General features: G+C 45.2%; 16 protein-coding genes. 14 read left to right on the top strand and 2 right to left on the bottom strand.

Going from position 1 to position 17632, the window contains the following annotated elements; genetic code table 11:
- Nucleotides 1-755: IS1634 family transposase (locus Q502_RS06400; RefSeq protein ID WP_181815877.1), on the bottom strand; the 755-nt coding region annotated here is incomplete at its 3' end.
- A 265-nt stretch (nucleotides 756-1020) separates the two neighbouring features.
- On the bottom strand, nucleotides 1021-2028 hold the full coding sequence (locus Q502_RS06395) for a TOTE conflict system archaeo-eukaryotic primase domain-containing protein (protein ID WP_102819175.1): 1008 nt from the start codon (nucleotides 2026-2028) through the stop codon (nucleotides 1021-1023).
- Between the two features lie 738 nt (nucleotides 2029-2766).
- Here Q502_RS06395 and Q502_RS06390 point away from each other — a divergent pair.
- The 14 genes from Q502_RS06390 (at nucleotide 2767) to Q502_RS06295 (ending at nucleotide 17624) form a co-directional block, all read left to right on the top strand.
- Nucleotides 2767-4158, top strand: coding sequence for an ATP-binding protein (locus Q502_RS06390; protein ID WP_102819174.1), 1392 nt, complete (start codon nucleotides 2767-2769; stop codon nucleotides 4156-4158).
- A gap of 783 nt (nucleotides 4159-4941) precedes the next feature.
- On the top strand, nucleotides 4942-5313 hold the full coding sequence (locus Q502_RS06380; RefSeq protein ID WP_180977946.1) for an AbrB/MazE/SpoVT family DNA-binding domain-containing protein: 372 nt from the start codon (nucleotides 4942-4944) through the stop codon (nucleotides 5311-5313).
- The gene (locus Q502_RS06375; RefSeq protein WP_102819172.1) at nucleotides 5314-5613 is read left to right on the top strand and encodes a type II toxin-antitoxin system RelE/ParE family toxin; all 300 of its coding nucleotides are present in this window, start codon (nucleotides 5314-5316) and stop codon (nucleotides 5611-5613) included.
- A gap of 914 nt (nucleotides 5614-6527) precedes the next feature.
- A complete protein-coding gene (locus tag Q502_RS06365) occupies nucleotides 6528-6830 on the top strand; it encodes a nucleotidyltransferase family protein (protein WP_102819170.1) in 303 nt (100 codons plus the stop codon).
- On the top strand, nucleotides 6823-7170 hold the full coding sequence (locus Q502_RS06360) for a DUF86 domain-containing protein (protein WP_102819169.1): 348 nt from the start codon (nucleotides 6823-6825) through the stop codon (nucleotides 7168-7170). Before Q502_RS06365 ends, Q502_RS06360 begins: the two co-directional genes overlap by 8 nt.
- Nucleotides 7171-7960: 790 nt before the next feature.
- Nucleotides 7961-8338, top strand: coding sequence for an endonuclease domain-containing protein (locus Q502_RS06350; protein WP_102819168.1), 378 nt, complete (start codon nucleotides 7961-7963; stop codon nucleotides 8336-8338).
- A 741-nt stretch (nucleotides 8339-9079) separates the two neighbouring features.
- Nucleotides 9080-9853 (top strand): type IV toxin-antitoxin system AbiEi family antitoxin, encoded by a 774-nt coding sequence (locus Q502_RS06340; protein ID WP_102819167.1) that lies wholly within the window; start codon nucleotides 9080-9082, stop codon nucleotides 9851-9853.
- On the top strand, nucleotides 9840-10784 hold the full coding sequence (locus Q502_RS06335) for a nucleotidyl transferase AbiEii/AbiGii toxin family protein (protein WP_102819166.1): 945 nt from the start codon (nucleotides 9840-9842) through the stop codon (nucleotides 10782-10784). The genes Q502_RS06340 and Q502_RS06335 overlap by 14 nt, the downstream gene beginning before the upstream one ends.
- A gap of 1329 nt (nucleotides 10785-12113) precedes the next feature.
- On the top strand, nucleotides 12114-12761 hold the full coding sequence (locus Q502_RS06320) for a winged helix-turn-helix transcriptional regulator (protein ID WP_102819163.1): 648 nt from the start codon (nucleotides 12114-12116) through the stop codon (nucleotides 12759-12761).
- A gap of 172 nt (nucleotides 12762-12933) precedes the next feature.
- Complete coding sequence (locus tag Q502_RS06315) at nucleotides 12934-14232, top strand: DegT/DnrJ/EryC1/StrS aminotransferase family protein (protein ID WP_102819162.1); 1299 nt, start codon at nucleotides 12934-12936, stop codon at nucleotides 14230-14232.
- Nucleotides 14220-15182 (top strand): ATP-grasp domain-containing protein, encoded by a 963-nt coding sequence (locus tag Q502_RS06310; protein WP_102819161.1) that lies wholly within the window; start codon nucleotides 14220-14222, stop codon nucleotides 15180-15182. The genes Q502_RS06315 and Q502_RS06310 overlap by 13 nt, the downstream gene beginning before the upstream one ends.
- Nucleotides 15176-15814 (top strand): HAD family hydrolase, encoded by a 639-nt coding sequence (locus tag Q502_RS06305; protein WP_102819160.1) that lies wholly within the window; start codon nucleotides 15176-15178, stop codon nucleotides 15812-15814. The genes Q502_RS06310 and Q502_RS06305 overlap by 7 nt, the downstream gene beginning before the upstream one ends.
- 15 nt (nucleotides 15815-15829) lie before the next feature.
- Nucleotides 15830-17134 (top strand): nucleotide sugar dehydrogenase, encoded by a 1305-nt coding sequence (locus Q502_RS06300; RefSeq protein WP_102819159.1) that lies wholly within the window; start codon nucleotides 15830-15832, stop codon nucleotides 17132-17134.
- Nucleotides 17135-17240: 106 nt separating this feature from the next.
- Nucleotides 17241-17624, top strand: coding sequence for a four helix bundle protein (locus Q502_RS06295; protein WP_102819158.1), 384 nt, complete (start codon nucleotides 17241-17243; stop codon nucleotides 17622-17624).
- Nucleotides 17625-17632 lie beyond the last annotated feature (8 nt).

Below are 17632 nucleotides of genomic sequence, written 5' to 3'. Positions count from 1 at the left end.
TGCTCTATCACTTGTTGTGGCATACTCCTGAGTTTGCTCGCAAAGACGTAACCATATCCCTTCTCTTTGATCATCTTGAGGTTTTCTTTGCTGTTCATACCCCTGTCTGCAACTATTACAACCTTCCTGATCGAGAACCTCTCTGACAATGTCTCTAAAGACTTCTTCAATGTCTTGCTGTCAAATACATTGCCTTTGAACAGTTCGTATCCGATCGGTCTTCCTTCTGTATCTACAAACAGTCCCATTACTACCTGTACCCTGTTCAACTTTCCATCTTTGCTATATCCAAATTCTTTCAGTTCTTCATCGTTCTTTGTGCTCTCAAAGTAGAAGGTGGTCACATCGTAATAGACTATATCCACTTCCATGTTGAATAGAGTTCTGTTATTGTGGAATATCTCTTCCTCTATCTCTTCTTTGTGCTGCTGTAATACATCTAATGCCCGGTAAAGATGGTTAAGTTCTACCTCTTCAAGCCCCACATATTCTTGCTGTTTACTGTAAGTCTTCAACTTGCTACATGGATCCAGCAAGTGCTGCACAACCATTCGAAAAACAGTGTTCGGCAAATCATACGCTATCTTTGTCTTCTCAGAAACGTATTTCAGTATCCTGTCAAGTTCGTATTCTTGCCACAGTTTCTTGTATATGACATGTCCCCAACCAAGGATCTCTTCTCCTTGTAAATCTTCAATTGAACAAACCTTCTTTCCACTAGCAAGCTCTACCAACCTTTGTCCAATTCTGAGCAAAGAAGGATTGTCCTCTACTCTTCCAAGGTTAAAGATAACCCTGTGACGACTCTTTCCTTCTTCGTCACGGTAAGATTCAACTAACTGAGCATACGTAAAGTTCTTAGATTTCGTGGGCTTTATAAACATGACTACATTATATCATACACATACTCCTATAAGCAAGTACTAGTATAATTAATAGCCAACTATATCTTATAATCAGTTGCCACTACAAAATATGGACAAAAAAATAGCGCCTACGAAACCATGCGGGTTTCAGACGCTATCTTCTCTGTTTTATGGGTTCAAGTGATAAAGTCAAGAACTCGCCCATAATCGAGGGCGACAAAGAATCCTTCTCAATCCTTATAACGCTGTCAAGCCTTAGAGTGACCTCTTCAGGAATCGGCTTAGTATTTGCAACGGTCACAGAAACTCTGTTCCCGCCACTGTCATCAGAAATGTCTCGCAGAATACGCGCAACTTCTTTGTGGCTGATGCGTTTTATAGATGAGAGAAAGGCCCACTGATCATCATAGGGTTCGAAATCTTTATCCAAAAAAACTGTGTTTCCCTCTTTGCGCAACATCCCCTGCAAAGGGAGAGCGATCAGATTACCCAGTCCGCCCTTCGGCATAGTTTCCTGGTTCGGAAAGAACCTGTCGTAAGAACTTAACGAGAGCCTCGGTCGATGTTTCAGGACCTTCGCGAGCAAAGAAAAGCCCATCTTTCTGGCGAGAGACGCCCTAATCGGCTCGCTAAAGAAGAACCAGAGATGACAGCCCTTACCGGATCTCGATCTCTCCAAATACACCGGAACGAAAAAAGCTGCACATGCATTCATGAAGGCACGTGCATCATCCATCCAGCTTTCACCATCTAGATCGGCGGCAACGAACCTGCATGTTTCGTCTTCAATGAGCGGATAAATACCTATCGAGATCTTTCCTGAAAGATGATTGTAGATCACCCGATCAGTAAGCGGCGCGAATTCTCTCGAATCGCACTGAGTGCACTTGATCTGAGGTTTCCTGCAAACGCCCTTCTTCCAGATGTTCTTGCAAACTGGCTGGTACCCGGAAGAACCATCTGCTCCTTCCCATCGAAGTGCATACAAATCCTGCCTGCCGAAGAAAAGAGATCTGTAGAGGGCAATCTTCTCATCAGGCGATGAATAGTGTGATACCTTCGAACTGCCATTTGTTCGGGCTGCCGTCTTCTGTCTCAAACGTTCATTAGCGGCTTCAAGCTCTTCTATTCGTTTCTTCAGTCTCTGGAGATCATTGTCCATAAAGCAACTCCCTCGTTTATAGTATACAAAAGATGACCAAAAAGTGCATTAGCCTACTCGTGCGGTTGTCACGAATCAACTCCACTGATTGATGATGTTAAAGCAGAGGTTCTTGACGGCTTTTGCCATGAATTCCAGTTACTGCAAAGCAAATCTGTAACAATAAGATGTTCCTGAAGAATCAACAACGCTCAGGAATTACTTGACATTTACGATCTCAATATAGGAACTATTTATATTGTGTGCAATTAAGAGTCAAGGAAGAAGAGGAGATGAAGAAAGGTTAGTGTCGTTTTTTGAAGATTCATCCGTTTCCACTACGGAGGAATTCTGCGGTACGCTTTCAAGAGATCAGTCCTCCGTGAACAGTCCAAGAACAAGAACCCGATGAACGCTCTAAAACATGGTTCGCCGTTGACCGTTCAAGATCATGAACCCGTTCACCGAAAAGGCCGCTGTACGCTTAAAAGCGGTGAACCCGCTGATCGCTGGTAAGACCCGCTTGTAAAAAACGCTGATCGCTGACGCTGGAGAGAACCGCTGTACGCTGGAAGAGCGGTCCTCCGTCAGCCGTCCAAGAACAAGTATCCGTTCACCGATAAGACCGTCTAGAAAGAGTACTGTCGAGACGTTCGCTGCGCTCACGAGAAGACGCTTTGCAAAAACCGCATTTATGGTGATATAATTAACTCTCGAGTTAGTAACTTACGAGTTAGTAGTTGCGTTGGAGGTTGTTAAATGTTCATCAACAGAGAGAAAGAGCTTGCTTCTCTCAGGAAGCTTAAGGACAGTGGAAAGTTCGAGATGGCCGTTGTATATGGACGTCGAAGAGTGGGTAAGACCACGCTTGTAAGAGAGTTCTCAAAAGAGATCGAAAGCATCTTCTTTGTCTGCGATGAGGTCAACGAGAAAATGATGCTGCGAAACTTCTCGGAAGTCGTTCTCGACCACTTCGGCCACAAAGACACATTATCTCCATTTGAGTCATGGGAAAAGGCGATTAGGTTCGTTGCGTCCAAAGCAAAAGAAAATCGCTTGCTGCTAGTAATAGACGAATACCCATATTTGGCGAATGCGACTAGCTCTTTTCCGTCAGTGCTACAGCGCCTAATAGATAATGAGCTACTAGAAACAAAGCTCTATTTAGTTCTTTGCGGTTCATCTGTGAGTTTCATGGAGAGCGAAGTGCTGGGCAGTAGGAGCCCCTTGTTTGGAAGAAGAACAGCTCAGCTGAGAGTCGAGCCATTCACCTATCGAGAAGCGTCGCTGTTCTTTCCCGAACTGAGCAACGAAGAAAAAATCATCGCGTATGGAATTTTGGGGGGCATCCCGCAGTATCTGCAGAAGTGGAATCAGCATCTTCCATGTGGAGAGAACATCGCAAACAACTTTCTCGATACATCGGCGTATCTTTATGCCGAGCCTAGATTCTTGTTGAGACAGGAACTGCGCGAACCTTCCCTCTACAACAGTATAATAGAATCAATTGCTCAAGGCGCTACGCGCCTGAACGAGATAAGCACAAGGGTAGGAGAGCCTAACGATAAGACTGCAAAGTACATAGCTACACTGCTGAACCTGAACATATTGGGACGAGAAGTGCCCGTTACAGAGAAAAACACTTCACGGAAGGCGATCTACTACATCAGAGACAACCTTTTCAGATTCTGGTACACCTTTGTGTTTCCTAACCTCTCACTTATTGAAACCGGTATGACAGAAGAGCTTCTGGACAAGAAGATCGATAACGGACTCAGCAAGTATCTCGGCCTAGCTTTCGAAAGCGTATGCAGGGACTATTTATTGTACAAAAGTGGCAGGGGAGAACTACCCTTCAGAATTATGAAGTTGGGCAAGTGGTGGGGAAACAACCCGGCAACAAAGAAGGAAGAGGAAATTGACCTTCTTGGTCTGGGAGATAATCAAGTGATAATCGGTGAATGCAAGTGGACCAACGCAAGAATCGGGATAGGCGAACTTGAGAGATTAAAAGATAGGGGATCGATTATCGCTTGCAAAGACAGGATATTCGTCATCTTTTCCAAGAGCGGGTTCACCTCTGATCTGGAAGAACTAGCCGCAAAGGATGCAAGTGTTCACTTGATAACCGTAGACGACCTCTTCGCCTGAAATAGAAATTGGACCTCTTGTGCTTTCATAATGCACAGACCATCGAATCGCCTTTTTCCGGATTCATTGTGTGGAACGAATTACTAAGCACGTTAAGTCTAAATAAAGCGGTATGGCAACTTCGTAGAGGTCGACACTTTCTTCGACCGCTTTGGCGAATCGGCAAGTTCCTTCTCATCCACGATATGAGTCTATTGAGAGGGCCAACAGCCGTTCGCCCCTACAAAAGAATTCAAGAATCGTCTCGTATTGTCATCCCGTGAGTGCTTCTGCACGGGATCTGGGTTTCATTCTTATCGATTTTTCGCACCAAGCTTTCAGCGTCTATTCCGCCCTGCATAGCCGGAACTGGCCTCGCCGAAGGCGAGACTGGCCTTTGCGTAGCAAAGACTGGCCAACGAAGGTGACTGGTACTGAAGATCTTCCCCGCGAAGCGGGCATTGCGACCTGGGCCGTTCTTGCCCAGCCTTGCGTCCATCGATGTTCCTCGGCGCCTTGCGTCTAATCTTGAAGGAGTTTTCATCCCCGCGAAGCGGGCCTTGCGACCTGGCGTGGTCTTCGCCAGCCTTGCGTCCCGGCATGTTCTTCGCCGGCATTGCGTCCGCCGATGCTTTTCGGCGCCTTGCGTCAATCAATTAGCCTCACTTCCCGACAAGTCGGCTTCAGCTCTGTGTTTTTGAAAGAGAAGAGTATAAGAAAACTCTTCTCCACCCAAGACACTTGGTATCTTGGTAAATGATATAATCGAATCGATGAATCTCCAAAGTGAAAGGAGCATACATTATGGCTAGTAGTACAAAAAAGAAGATCGAGGAACGCAAGATAATCCGTGTTTCGGATAAGAGACAGATAACTATCCCTTTGAGGTATTACAAGCTTCTTGGATTTGGACATGAAGCTGAATGTACACTTCAGGAAAATCAGATAGTAATTCGGCCCTTGCAAGAGTCTCGAGAGGAGTTTTCAGAGGAGATACTGGCTGATCTCATTTCAGAAGGATACAATGGCGAAGAGCTTCTTGCAAAATTCAGTGAAATTAGAAGAAAGATAAAGCCGGCGATTGATACGATGATCAAGGAAGCAGATGAAATCGCTGAAGGTAGAAGAGAAAGCCCAACTTTGAGTGAGGTCTTTCCTGAAGAGGGGAATAGATAAGTGTTTGAAGTTCGGTTTTCGAGTGTTGCTCTCAAGTATTTCAAGAAGCTTAAGGAAAGAGAGCTTACGGGAAAATACTACAGAGTCATTCTTGAGATCCGAGATGACCCCTATGCTGGCGAAAAGAAGACCGGCGATCTTTCGGGAGTATACTGCAAGCACTTCATCTACAAGAAGACGAAATATGAAGTTGCTTATCGGATTTACGACGAGACTGGAGTTGTCGTAATCGTTCTGGCTGGAACAAGAGAGAACTTCTACAGACAACTGAAGAATTATGCAAAGCATGATCACTTGTGACGGGTCGGAACGATATGGAATTCTCTGATGACATGCTCAGAAGCTCAATTCTTTGTCATGATTCCATTCCATCACCTGATTTGCATCGAAGAGCCTCTGTAAGCTGCACAGATCCGTTTATTAGAAAACGCGAACCGCTTTGAATAGCAAAGAAAGTGAAAATTGGAACTGACCAGCTCCTAAGGTCTGTCCCATTTTTGCGCCTAAAGAGAACGAGATCCTGGCCTGAACATCGCCAGGATGACGCGAAGGACTGTTATCCCATAGACCCTCCGCTAATGAGCCTGCCACAGAATCCACTCACTTAGCCTGCCCTGAAATGCTCCTGTTCAGGGTCATCCCGTGATGGTTTTGCACGGGATCTGGGTTTCGCCTCATCGATCTCTCTCGCCTAGCTTTCAGCGGATCTTAGTCCACGAAGCCGGAACTAGCCTTTGCTCTTAATACACCCGATCTTCATAACCCGTTTCTGATAAACCGCCCCTAAGAACCCGAATTTCTTAACCCGTTCCTATCAACCCGATCTTTCTAACCCGCACTATGTAACCCTTTCCTAGACTAGGCTCTTCTGCCCGCGTAGCGGAACTGCCCTTGCGAAATGGGTTTTGTGTTCTTGTAGTTTTTCTCGCCACTGCTTGCAGTGACTGGCCTCGCCGAAGGCGAGACTGGCCTTTGCGAAGCAAAGACTGGCCAGGCGGAGCCTGACTGGCTAGTTTTCCTTCCCCGCGAAGCGGGCCTTGCGTCCCCGGATGCTCTTCCGGGCATTGCGACCTGGCATGATCCTTGCCAGCCTTGCGTCCACTGATGCTCCTCAGTGCAATGCGTCCCACCGAAGGTGGCATCCCTTCCTGCCTAAGCCAGCCTTGCATGCGACCTGAACAGCAGGTGTGGTAGAATTCCGGTGAGGTGATATTATGCATGATCTGGAAAGCATTATCGAACTATTGCGGGAAAACCTTCCCGAACTCAAGAATCGATTTTCTGTTTCAAAGATCGGGGTTTTTGGTTCATATGTGAAAGGAAATCAAAGCGACAACAGCGATGTAGATATCTACATAGAGTTTGACAAGGTACCCGGTTTGGAGTTTATGGAGATCGCAGACCATCTTGAACGTATCGTACAGAACAAGGTCGATCTGCTTACGCCTTCTGGGTTAAAGAGCATACGAAACAGCCGAATTAGGCAGGATATCGAGAAGTCAATAACATATGTCTAAAAGAGAAATCAGGGCGATCCTTGAGGATATTATCGATTGCATAGAGCGGATTGCAATCTATGTTGGGAATATGTCATATGATGAATTCATGGCCGATTCGAAAACACAGGATGCGGTGATCAGAAACCTAGAGATAATTGGAGAAGCAGTAAAACAACTCCCAAAAAACTTCACAAACGCTCACAATGACATTCCCTGGAGAGAGATATCCGGCACGAGAGACCGACTTATTCATGACTATTCTGGTGTTAACTATGACATAGTATGGGTAGTTATTGCAAATGACTTGCCTTCTCTTCGACCGAGGCTGCTTGAAATACTTCAGAGCGAGGAAACCTGAGGCGAATTGCCGAACTTGATCTTCACCAATTGAGTTTTTTTACGCCAAGAATCGAGATCCTGGCCTGAAGCGCGCTAGGATGACGTGAAGTAACACAAAACTGTCATCCCGATATGAAACTGATCGGGATCTAGTTCTTTGAAAAACGGTTCCGAAAACCTGCTGAACACTTTGAAGAACCAACGAAGCGAAAATAGGGACTGACAGCTCAGTAAGAACCGCTGCACGCTGGAAGAGCCGCTGTACGCTGCTCAAAACAACGTTGTCCGTCAACGGTCCACCGTCCACCGAGAAGACAGTTTCAAGAGACTTAGAGAGTTTCCAGAGCATTCGGTTCATTCTTTCAGCTTTTTCTTCGATTTCGTCCAGTTGATTATCTTTCAAATAGCCGAACTCAGCAGAAATCTCCAGCTGGGCCACTGTCTCGTTCAGAAAACCCGCTTTGCGTTGCCCGCTGAACGCTGTGAAGAGCCGCTGTACGCTTAAAAGCGGTGAACCCGCTGATCGCTGCTCAAAACAACGTTGTCCGTCAACGGTCCGCCAGGTTCTCTTGCTCTTTCCTACCGAACCCGCTACCCCCAACCCCGGCCTTTTGCTTTCCCTTCGACCCCCAAAGGTTGGACACGAAGTGTCGGAACGATGAACCGCTCTTTTGCTCTTGAACTTAATCCCCGCTTGAGGGGGACACTCTCCCGAAAGGGGAGTAAACAGCTCGGCCTCACAAGGTCTGTACTTACACCGCGCCATCTCTTGACCCTACCCATGTTCTTCAATTGCATGGGTGATTGCTGTGACGGATTATCCAACTTATGAACATAATTTGAAAGCCTTAGCCTCAACACTTGGAAAGAACGGAACGCTTGGAGAAGTACTTCTCTGGCAACAACTTAAGAAAAGGCAGGTCGAGGGTTACAGATTCACGAGACAGAAGCCTATAGGCAGATACATTGTCGATTTCTTTTGTAAGGAATTGAGGCTTGTAATTGAAGTGGACGGCGGTTCTCATGACATCAGGGGCGAAGAAGATAGAAAGAGACAGAAAGAACTTGAAGGAATGGGCTTAATTGTTATCCGAGTGTCTGAAAAAGATGTTCGTTACAACATTCAAGGTGTCTTGGAAGGAATTAGACAGAAGCTTCTGCAAATTGCACAAAAAGAACATAGCTAATAGAGAGCAGCGAAACTACTAACCGTGTCGCTTCACCGAATGAAGTTTTTTCTTTCTGACCAGGCAACGTCAACTTGTGTTGCAGTAGACTCTTTTAACTTCTGATCTCTTGGATCTCGATCTTGCGAATTAGTGCACACCCTCCGCCACTTCGTGGCCCTCCTCCCTCAAGGGAGGACTTAAGATCAAGATCATCAGGAGCTAAACACAGCATGTATTGTTGGGGAGAAGAAGCATCATTAAATCTCTTATTATCACCGTGATTTATCGGTAATGATAAATGAAGCAAGGGAGGATTTAAGATCAAGATCATCTGGAGCTAAACACAGCATGTATTGTTAGGGAGAAGAAGCATCATATGATCTCTTATTATCACCGTGATTTATCGGTAATGATAAATGTAGCAAGGGAGGATTTAAGATCAGGATCATCTGGAGCTAAACACAGCATGTATTGTTAGGGAGAAGAAGCATCATTAAATCTCTTATTATCACCCTTGATTTATCGGTAATGATAAATGTAGCAAGGGAGGATTTAAGATCAGGATCATCAGGAGTGAAATGCACCATATATTGTCAAGGAATGAGCATCATAGGATTCTCATTAACGCCATAATCTCTGCCTCTGGATTGTTGGTCGTGCAACCTAAGAGCCGAAAACCATTCATGTTTCATTTGATGCTTACAAGTGTTAATAGAATGCCAGTAATATGCTAGAATTAAAATACTGAAGGTGATGAACGTGAAATACTACGAGCAACTTGCAAGGTTGGGGGTTTTCACAAAGAGCGACGTGGAAAAACTTGTCGGAAAAAGCGAGACGGCTGATTCTCTGCTGCAAAACTACAAGAAGCGCGGCTTAATTGAGCAAGTCAAGCGAAATCTATATGTGACAAGAAGCCTGGAGACCGGGCAGGCGATAGTTGGCCGATATAGAATCGCATCGAAGATCAAGCCGCAATCTTATATTACGCATCACTCTGCTTACGAGTACTACGGGTATGCCAACCAAGTCTATTATGAGGTATATGTGAGCGCACAGACGAAGTTCTCTGAGTTTACCTTTGATGATGTGAGATATCGTTTTATATCCCCGCGAATACTTGAAGGAGTTGTCATGAATCCAGATGGTGTGAGAACAACAGACAAGGAGAGGACCACACTTGACAGCATCAATGACTTTGAGAGGATAGGAGGTCTTGAAGAACTGCTTCGCTGCTTGGACGCTGTTCCCTCACTCAGTGAAAGCAAATTGGTATCTTATCTGGGTCAATATAGCAAGAGATTTCTTTATCAAAAGACTGGATACATACTGGGGCATTTTCAGAGCAAATTTCGCCTATCTGAAGGGTTCTTCGAGCTATGTGAACTGGCGAAAGGCAAGAGTGTCAGGTACTTCTATAACGCTATTCGGTATGAATCACCAACTTACGATTCCAGATGGAACCTCTTCGTTCCGGAAGATCTCATGGCGATAATCTCGAAAGGAGTAAGAGACACGGGTGAAATACGATAAACGAACCATCGGGCAACTCGCGTCAGAATTGGGTTTTGTCCGTGATACATACGAGAAAACACTGAGATTAGTCGAGGTACTTCAATTCATAGACTCGGATACGCTTTTATCGGAATCTCTTGCTCTGAAGGGCGGAACGGCAATCAACCTAATGATCATGCAGCTTCCGCGACTGTCGGCTGATATAGACCTTGACTACTGCAGAAGCCTATCCAGGGATACCATGATTGAAGATCGGAGTGTCATTATAGATAAGATCATCCTCTTCATGAAGGCCAGCGATTACAAACATAGCGACAAATCAAAGCGTCACTATTCTCTCGAATCACACGTTTTCGAATATGCGAATTCTGGAGGAGCAAGAGATAATATCAAGATCGAGATCAACTTCTCTATGAGAGTTCATGTACTACCTCTTGAAATCAGAAGAACTACGATTCCCGGAGTTGTTCAAGAAGTACGAAGTCGGTGTGTAAGTCCCATAGAAATACTTTCAAACAAAATAGTTGCTCTACTGACAAGAGGAGCGGCTCGTGATCTCTATGATGTTAATAAGATGATCTCCGTTCTTTCTTTGACTGAAAGAGACAAGGAACTACTTAGAAAATGCGCCCTCTTCTATTTTACGATCGGCAATACTGGCATTCCTGAAAGTCTCGATTTAGGAGCGCATAAGAGTATTTCAAAGTACCGAATACGCACCGAGTTACTGCCGGTGCTTCGGAGGGCAGAGAAAATTGATCTTGATGAAATGCTTTGTTCGGTGGAAAGATTTCTTTCGGAACTACTTGTTTTCACTGGGAAAGAGAAAGCGTTTATAGATAAGTTCAGGAAGCATGAATATGATCCTGAACTATTATTCGATGAAAGCGAAATTGTCGAGAGAATAAGATCCCACCCGATGGCGCTATGGAAAACAAACGAGGCTTGAAGAGAGAATGAAGGGCGAGACGCTGAAAGAATTTCAGATGACGGGATAACGAGCGGGTATAGAGTGTAGGGTCTCCATTTTTCTTCTGGGCAGAAGCGATTTACTCGGCAGTCATCCCGTAGAGCCTGTCCTAAATCCACTTACCTGGTCATCCCGTGATGTATTTGCACGGGATCTCGCCATGAAGATCCGCTATACGCTTAAAAACAAGGACCCGCTGAGCGCTGTTCAAAACAACGTTGTCCGTCAACGGTCCAGAGAGAGGCCGCTGTACGCTTAAAAGCGGTGAACCCGCTGAACGCTGGTAAGACCCGCTGTACGCTTAAGAGCAGAAAACCCGTTGTGCGCTGTGGAGAACCGTCCTTCGTGACTCGTCCCAGATCATGGACCCGTCCTTCGCTGAGACCCAAGCCCAGATCCTGAACAGGAGCACTTCAGGATGACGTGAAGGACTGTCATCCCGTGATGAACTTGCACGGGATCTCGCCATGAAGATCCGCTATACGCTTAAAAACATGAACCCGCTGAACGCTGGTAAGAACCGCTTGTAAAAAAACGGTGATCGCTGTGGAGAACCGTCCTTCGTGACTCGTCCCAGATCATGGACCCGTCGTTCGCTGAGACCCAAGCCCAGATCCTGAACAGGAGCACTTCAGGATGACGTGAAGGACTGTCATCCCGTGATTCTTCTGCACGGGATCTCGCCATGAAGATCCGTTATACGCCAGAAGTTCCGCTGTGCGCTTAAAAACAAGGACCCGCTGAGCGCTGATGAAAACAAAACTGTCCGTCAACGGTCCACAGTCCACCGAGAAGAGCATTTCAAGAGACTTATAGAGTTTATTGGCTTTTGCTCTTACAACTTACAACTTGCATCATGGAACTTGCAACTGATGCGCTTTTCGGAGAACGCAGAACCGATAACGGATAACCTTTTCTTATTCAACTTGCAACTTGTCACTTGCAACTGTTTCAAAGATCTAGATCCTGGCCTGAACCACGCCAGGATGAGTTGAAGTAAGAAATGAGCGTCATCCCGTAGAGCCTGCCCTGATGTGCACCTGTTCAGGGTACCTGCACGGGCTCTCGCTCTTGCCAAACCGAGACGCCACACCCGAAACCCGTTCCTCGCCTCTGTCAATACGTACTCCTCTCGTTATCTCACAATTGCCCGTTCTCATCCTCTCACGGCCGAAGCGAGTTCTCTCTTGTTCTCCGTACTTATCACCGTAATGCATCATAATTAAATCTACTCAAGAGAGATTACTTGACTTATGAACAATCGAGTTGTTATAATTCTTTCAGTGAATGAATAATAAAGGAGCGACTATGGATCTTTCCGAGTTTTCGTTTTTCAATCCGTCTCCCAATTTCAGAGAGATGAGTATTCTGAAGGCCCTGACTGAGAGTTCTTCCCTCTCCCAGGAGAGGCTTGCCCGAATTGCCGGTATTGTTCCCAGTATGGTCAACAAGTATATAAAAGACTTCGAAGACTCCGGCCTTATAAGCAAAGAGGGCGACAACCGAAGGAACATGCGATACGAGCTGACTGAAGCCGGGAAGTTCAGGCTGCAGTATCTGACTATTCTTTATCTCAAAGAAGCGGCCAAGCTCTACACCGAATCGAGAGAGATATTTGGAGAGGTTCTCGACACGATCAAAGAGAGTGAACACGAAAGCTTCTATCTTTATGGAGCGGGAATAATCGGAGGCATTCTTGCGGACGTCCTCAGAACCGAAGGAGTCAAGATAATCGGTTTCATCGACGATTCGCAAGCGAAGCAAAACGGAACATTCCACGATCTTCATGTGTCTTCACCCGAAGAAGCAAAGAGCAATGAGGAAACCGCGATGATCGTTGCGTCATTCAGACATGCAAACAACATAGTCAAGAACGCAAAAGAAAACGGAATGAAAAACGTCATGGTATTCACAATATCCAAATTAGGCAAAGTTGAACTAGAAGAGCTTGTGTAACGAGAAAAATCATTTTCGAGAGGGCGAGAAGAAGAGAGTTACGTTCCTGAGGTAAATTATCGGCGTAGATCTCCAATAAGGAGATTGTGATTCTAATCTCCTCGTCCGTTTGAAATCTCGGCTCCATCTTCTCCAAGTACAGGCGTCCTCTCGACAGAAACATGGAGGTTCTATGGATATACCACTATTCGATTTGACAAGGCAATACGATGAGTTAAGAGAAGAGGTTCTCCAGGAGATAGACGAGGCTCTTCTAGGCGGAAGGGTGATTTTAGGTGAAGCTGTACGAGAGCTGGAACGAAGCGTAGCCGATCTAATTGGAGCAAAGCATGCGATTGGAGTCGCAAATGGATCGGACGCCCTTCTCATAGCAGTGGCCGCTCTCGGAATAGGCCCCGGAGACTATGTAATTACGACTCCCTATACCTTCTTCGCAACGGTCAGTTGTATTACCAGAAACGGCGCCACCCCTCTTTTCGCAGATATCGACCCGGTAACATACAATATCGACCTTGACAAGGTTGAAGAACTGCTGCAAACCCATCCTGAAAGAGAAAAGATCAAAGCGATAATCCCGGTTCATCTCTTCGGCCAGTCTATGAATCTTGAGAGACTCCAGAACATAAGAGAGATATACGGAGTTAAGATAATCGAAGACTGCGCACAGTCGATTGGGGCAAGATGGAACCATCCAGACGGGTCTACTATTATGACAGGCTCGATCGGAGATTTGTCGACCTTCTCTTTCTTTCCGACGAAGAACCTGGGTGCCTATGGCGACGGCGGGATGATCACAACAGATGACGACGAACTCGCGGCATTCTGCAGAAGCTACAGGGTCCATGGCTCACCCGTGAAATACGTTCATGAAATGATAGGCATAAACTCGAGACTGGACGAACTCCAGGCCATAGTTCTGAATATAAAGCTGAAACACCTGGAAGAATATGAAAGAAGAAGAATTAAAATAGCCGAGAAGTATCAAGCCGAGATGATAAAGAACGGCTTGAACGTTGTATGTTGTAGGTTGTCGGTTGTGGGTAAAGATAGTTCTCTTTCGAACAACGCACAACCCACAACCCACAACGATGTCGTAATTCACTGCCCCTCTGTTCCTTATTCGGCGGACGGTGAACCGGCGACGGCTAACGATTATCGCTTCTCTCACGTCTTCCATCAGTATGTGGTGAGATTTGAAGGCTTCAGTAGAGAAGAGAGAGACAGCCTGAGAGATTATCTGGCAAGTAACGGTATCGGCACATCGATCTACTATCCCATGGGCCTGCACCAGCAGAAGTGCTTTGAGTACCTCGGTTATAAGACGGGGGAATTTCCCGTGACCGAGAAGGCCTGTGAAGAGACACTTGCCCTACCGATATTCCCTGAAATGACGGACGAAGAGATTGAGTACTGTGTCAAAAGAACAAAGGATATCTTAGTTTTGAGGAGTTCTTGCATATGCGAATCCTAATAGGGTGCTGCGGTGGACTAACCGGAACTTACCTTTCAAGACATATTCATGACCTTAGTTGGATAGAAGAAAAGAGCGTGCTTGGGTTTGATGTGTCTGACAAGAATCCTACCAAGTACTTCTTGGATGAACTCTTTGTTCTTCCTCCAGTGGATTCTGACGGTTTCGTTGAATCCCTAATATATCTACTTAATAGCGAGAGAATAGACATTTACATTCCCACTCACTCCGCAGAAGGATTTGTTGTTTCTAGAGAGTCTGATAGGATTAGAAAACTTACAAGAACAAACTTTATGATAAGTCCCCTTCAAACTTATGAGGCATTAGATAATAAGGAGAATCTCTATAACAACCTGGACGAACTAGGAATTGACACCCCAAAGAGATTCCAAGAGGACATCGCTGATTTCTTCTTACCACTTTTCATTAAACCCATTCGTGGAAGCGGCAGTAAAAACACTAGGATCATTAGCAATCGCGAAGAGCTGAGATGGATCGAAAAACTAAAGGAAGACTATCTTGTCACAGAGTATCTACAAGGAAAAGAGTATACAGTAGATACATACTTTTCTCTTGAAGGAAGATTACTAGGCCTCAATCAACGCATTCGAGTTAAAAATCTTGGAGGAGCTGCTATAATAACTGAAAACAATTACGACATAGAAGTGACCTCACTAATAGAAACAATCTCCAGAAGATACACAATTATTGGTCCCGCGAATTTCCAGTTTTTCTTAACAGACAATTCTCGAATAGTATTCACGGATGTGAACCTTAGGTTTGCCTCTGGAGGATTACCTTTGACAATTAAAAGTGGTCTCGATATACCTGAGATCATGCTCAAGGAGCTTTCTGGAATGAAGATTGAATCCAACGAATGTGTGATTGACAAAAAGCACCGAATCATGTTCAGATACTTTTCAGAGATTTTTGAGGAACCGCAATGCTGATACTGGATTTCGACGGAACCATAACAGATGTTTGGTACAGGTTCTATCGAGTCTTCCAGGATTACTGGAATATCCAAGGCCTGACTTTTGATCAATACAAAACATGTAAGAAGGTCTTAACTGATGACAAGAACCTCCTAGTTCATTTAACACGTGAACCTGAGAGGCTTGGATCCTATGAAGTTTACAGGGAATTCAAGAGAGAATCACTTGAAAAGCAGGACTATCTCGCCTATGATGTGCTCATTCTTGATAGTACTCTGCTTGAGAAGATCAGTGACTACATAGTTCTGACCTACAGACGAAGTGAAAAGAATTACCTCTCACAGCTAAAGAACCTCGGTTTGTATGATCTTTTTTTTGATAGATCAGTTATTCTAGATCCTGAAAAGCAAATAACAAAGAAGGAATGGTTACTCAAAAACATCTCATTAAAGGAATTCGATATGGGTCGTGTAGGAATCATCGGTGATTCTGAAGCTGACCTAGAAGCTGGTTTGTCTATTGGAGCAGAAGTCTTCTTGGTCAAAACGGGGCTTAGAGAAGCCGAAAGACTTCTTGAAGGGGTTTCCAAATCAGATGGAGTGACAATCGTCAGAAATGTGAATGGCTTTCTACAAACTTGGAGTTAATCAAGGAGGTCAAAAATGTTAAAAGAGCTTATAATTAATAGATCAGCAGTAATAGGAGTAATAGGTCTGGGCTACGTTGGTCTGCCCCTGGCTGTTGAGAAGGCCAAGGCTGGATACAAGGTTATTGGTTTCGATATCCAGGAAAGCAAAGTCCAGATGGTAAATGAAGGTCATAACTACATTGGCGATGTTGTGAACGCGGATCTGGAAAAGATCGTTTCAGATGGTCATCTTCGGGCGACGTCTGATTTCGATGAACTCTCTGGCTGCGACGTCATAGCTATTTGTGTTCCCACTCCCCTTGACGTCTTCAAGCAACCGGATCTTACATACGTAATCAAATCGACCGAAGACGTTGCAAAGAGACTCCACAAAGACATGCTCGTGGTACTCGAATCAACGACATATCCGGGAACGACAGAAGATGTCATGAAACCTATCCTCGAAGAAACCGGCCTTGTATGTGGAAACGACTTCTACTTGGCGTTCAGTCCCGAGAGAGTCGACCCGGGAAACCTCAGGTTCAAGACGAAGAACACTCCGAAAGTCGTCGGAGGAGTAGGCCCAGAATCGACCGAGATGGCTAAGCTTTTGTATGAATCTGTCTTGGACGCCGAAGTCTTTGTTGTTTCATCTCCGAAAGAGGCGGAAATGACGAAGATACTCGAGAACACATTCAGAATAGTCAACATTGCCTTAATTAACGAAATGGCAGTCGTTGCCGACAAGATGGGAATCAATATCTGGGACGTAATCAATGCCGCTTCCACAAAACCTTTCGGATTCATGCCCTTCTTCCCCGGTCCTGGAGTCGGCGGCCACTGCATCCCCATCGACCCCTTCTATCTCACGTATATTGCCCGCAAGTATGACTATCATACTCGCCTCATTGAGCTCTCCGGAGAGATAAACGATTCTATGCCCGAATATGTAGTAACTAGAATCATGAAGGCATTGAACGAACGAGGCAAATGTATGAATGGAGCCAAGGTTGTCATGCTCGGAATCGCATACAAAGAAGACATCGAAGACATGAGAGAGTCACCGGCGCTCAAAGTCCTCGAACACCTCGAGAAAAACCATGCCCACGTCTCTGTTGTAGATCCTTATGTCCCCGAATTCATGTGGGAGGGAAAGACCATGAAGACTGTCAACCTCACCGAAGATCTGATCATAGGATCCGACGTCGTCTTAATAACAACGGCTCACAAAAAACTCATAAACTATCCGATGATAGTCAAGAACGCGAAATACATCTTCGATGCGAAAAACGTCTTGAAAAAAATGGGAATCACAGCAATAAACATTGAAGCTCTTTAGGAACCGTTGTTCGTTGTGCGTTGTAGGTTGTTGGTGAAAAGCGATACTTTCGAGAAGGCGAGGAGCATCGCCGAGAGTAAGAGAGAAAGGAGAGAAGAAGGTAAGAATGGCTTTTTTCGAAATGGAGATTTACGAAGTGTCAATGAGCTTTGTTGAGAGCGTCTACAAGCTAACAAGGAGCTTTCCAGAAGAAGAGAGATACTGTCTTGTTTCGCAGATGAGAAGAGCAGCTGTATCTATACCGTCGAACATCGCTGAAGGCAATGGTAGGGGCCACTCGAAAGAATATTTGCATTTTCTATATAACGCGAGAGGATCACTAATGGAACTAAGAACTCAAATCGATATTTCAAAGAGACTTGGATATCTCAACGAGGTTGATTACTCAAGTCTGACAGAGAGTTATGAAGGACTGAGAAGGATGCTGATGAATCTAATCTCGTCAATTAGAAGGAAGAGTGTTTCAACATCAGGCCTAAAGGAAAAATGATGCTAGAA

The organism is Mesotoga sp. Brook.08.YT.4.2.5.2. (genome assembly GCF_003351125.1).
Classification (GTDB): domain Bacteria; phylum Thermotogota; class Thermotogae; order Petrotogales; family Kosmotogaceae; genus Mesotoga.
This window is presented reverse-complemented; position numbering and strand designations above follow the sequence as displayed.

Excerpts from the sequence above, each read along its gene's own strand:
- Q502_RS06395 (WP_102819175.1), bottom strand. The coding sequence starts at position 2,028 with ATGGACAATGATCTCCAGAGACTGAAGAAACGAATAGAAGAGCTTGAA.
- Q502_RS06390 (WP_102819174.1), top strand. The coding sequence starts at position 2,767 with ATGTTCATCAACAGAGAGAAAGAGCTTGCTTCTCTCAGGAAGCTTAAG.
- Q502_RS06380 (WP_180977946.1), top strand. The coding sequence starts at position 4,942 with ATGGCTAGTAGTACAAAAAAGAAGATCGAGGAACGCAAGATAATCCGT.
- Q502_RS06365 (WP_102819170.1), top strand. The coding sequence starts at position 6,528 with ATGCATGATCTGGAAAGCATTATCGAACTATTGCGGGAAAACCTTCCC.
- Q502_RS06360 (WP_102819169.1), top strand. The coding sequence starts at position 6,823 with ATGTCTAAAAGAGAAATCAGGGCGATCCTTGAGGATATTATCGATTGC.
- Q502_RS06320 (WP_102819163.1), top strand. The coding sequence starts at position 12,114 with ATGGATCTTTCCGAGTTTTCGTTTTTCAATCCGTCTCCCAATTTCAGA.
- Q502_RS06315 (WP_102819162.1), top strand. The coding sequence starts at position 12,934 with ATGGATATACCACTATTCGATTTGACAAGGCAATACGATGAGTTAAGA.
- Q502_RS06310 (WP_102819161.1), top strand. The coding sequence starts at position 14,220 with ATGCGAATCCTAATAGGGTGCTGCGGTGGACTAACCGGAACTTACCTT.
- Q502_RS06305 (WP_102819160.1), top strand. The coding sequence starts at position 15,176 with ATGCTGATACTGGATTTCGACGGAACCATAACAGATGTTTGGTACAGG.
- Q502_RS06300 (WP_102819159.1), top strand. The coding sequence starts at position 15,830 with ATGTTAAAAGAGCTTATAATTAATAGATCAGCAGTAATAGGAGTAATA.
- Q502_RS06295 (WP_102819158.1), top strand. The coding sequence starts at position 17,241 with ATGGCTTTTTTCGAAATGGAGATTTACGAAGTGTCAATGAGCTTTGTT.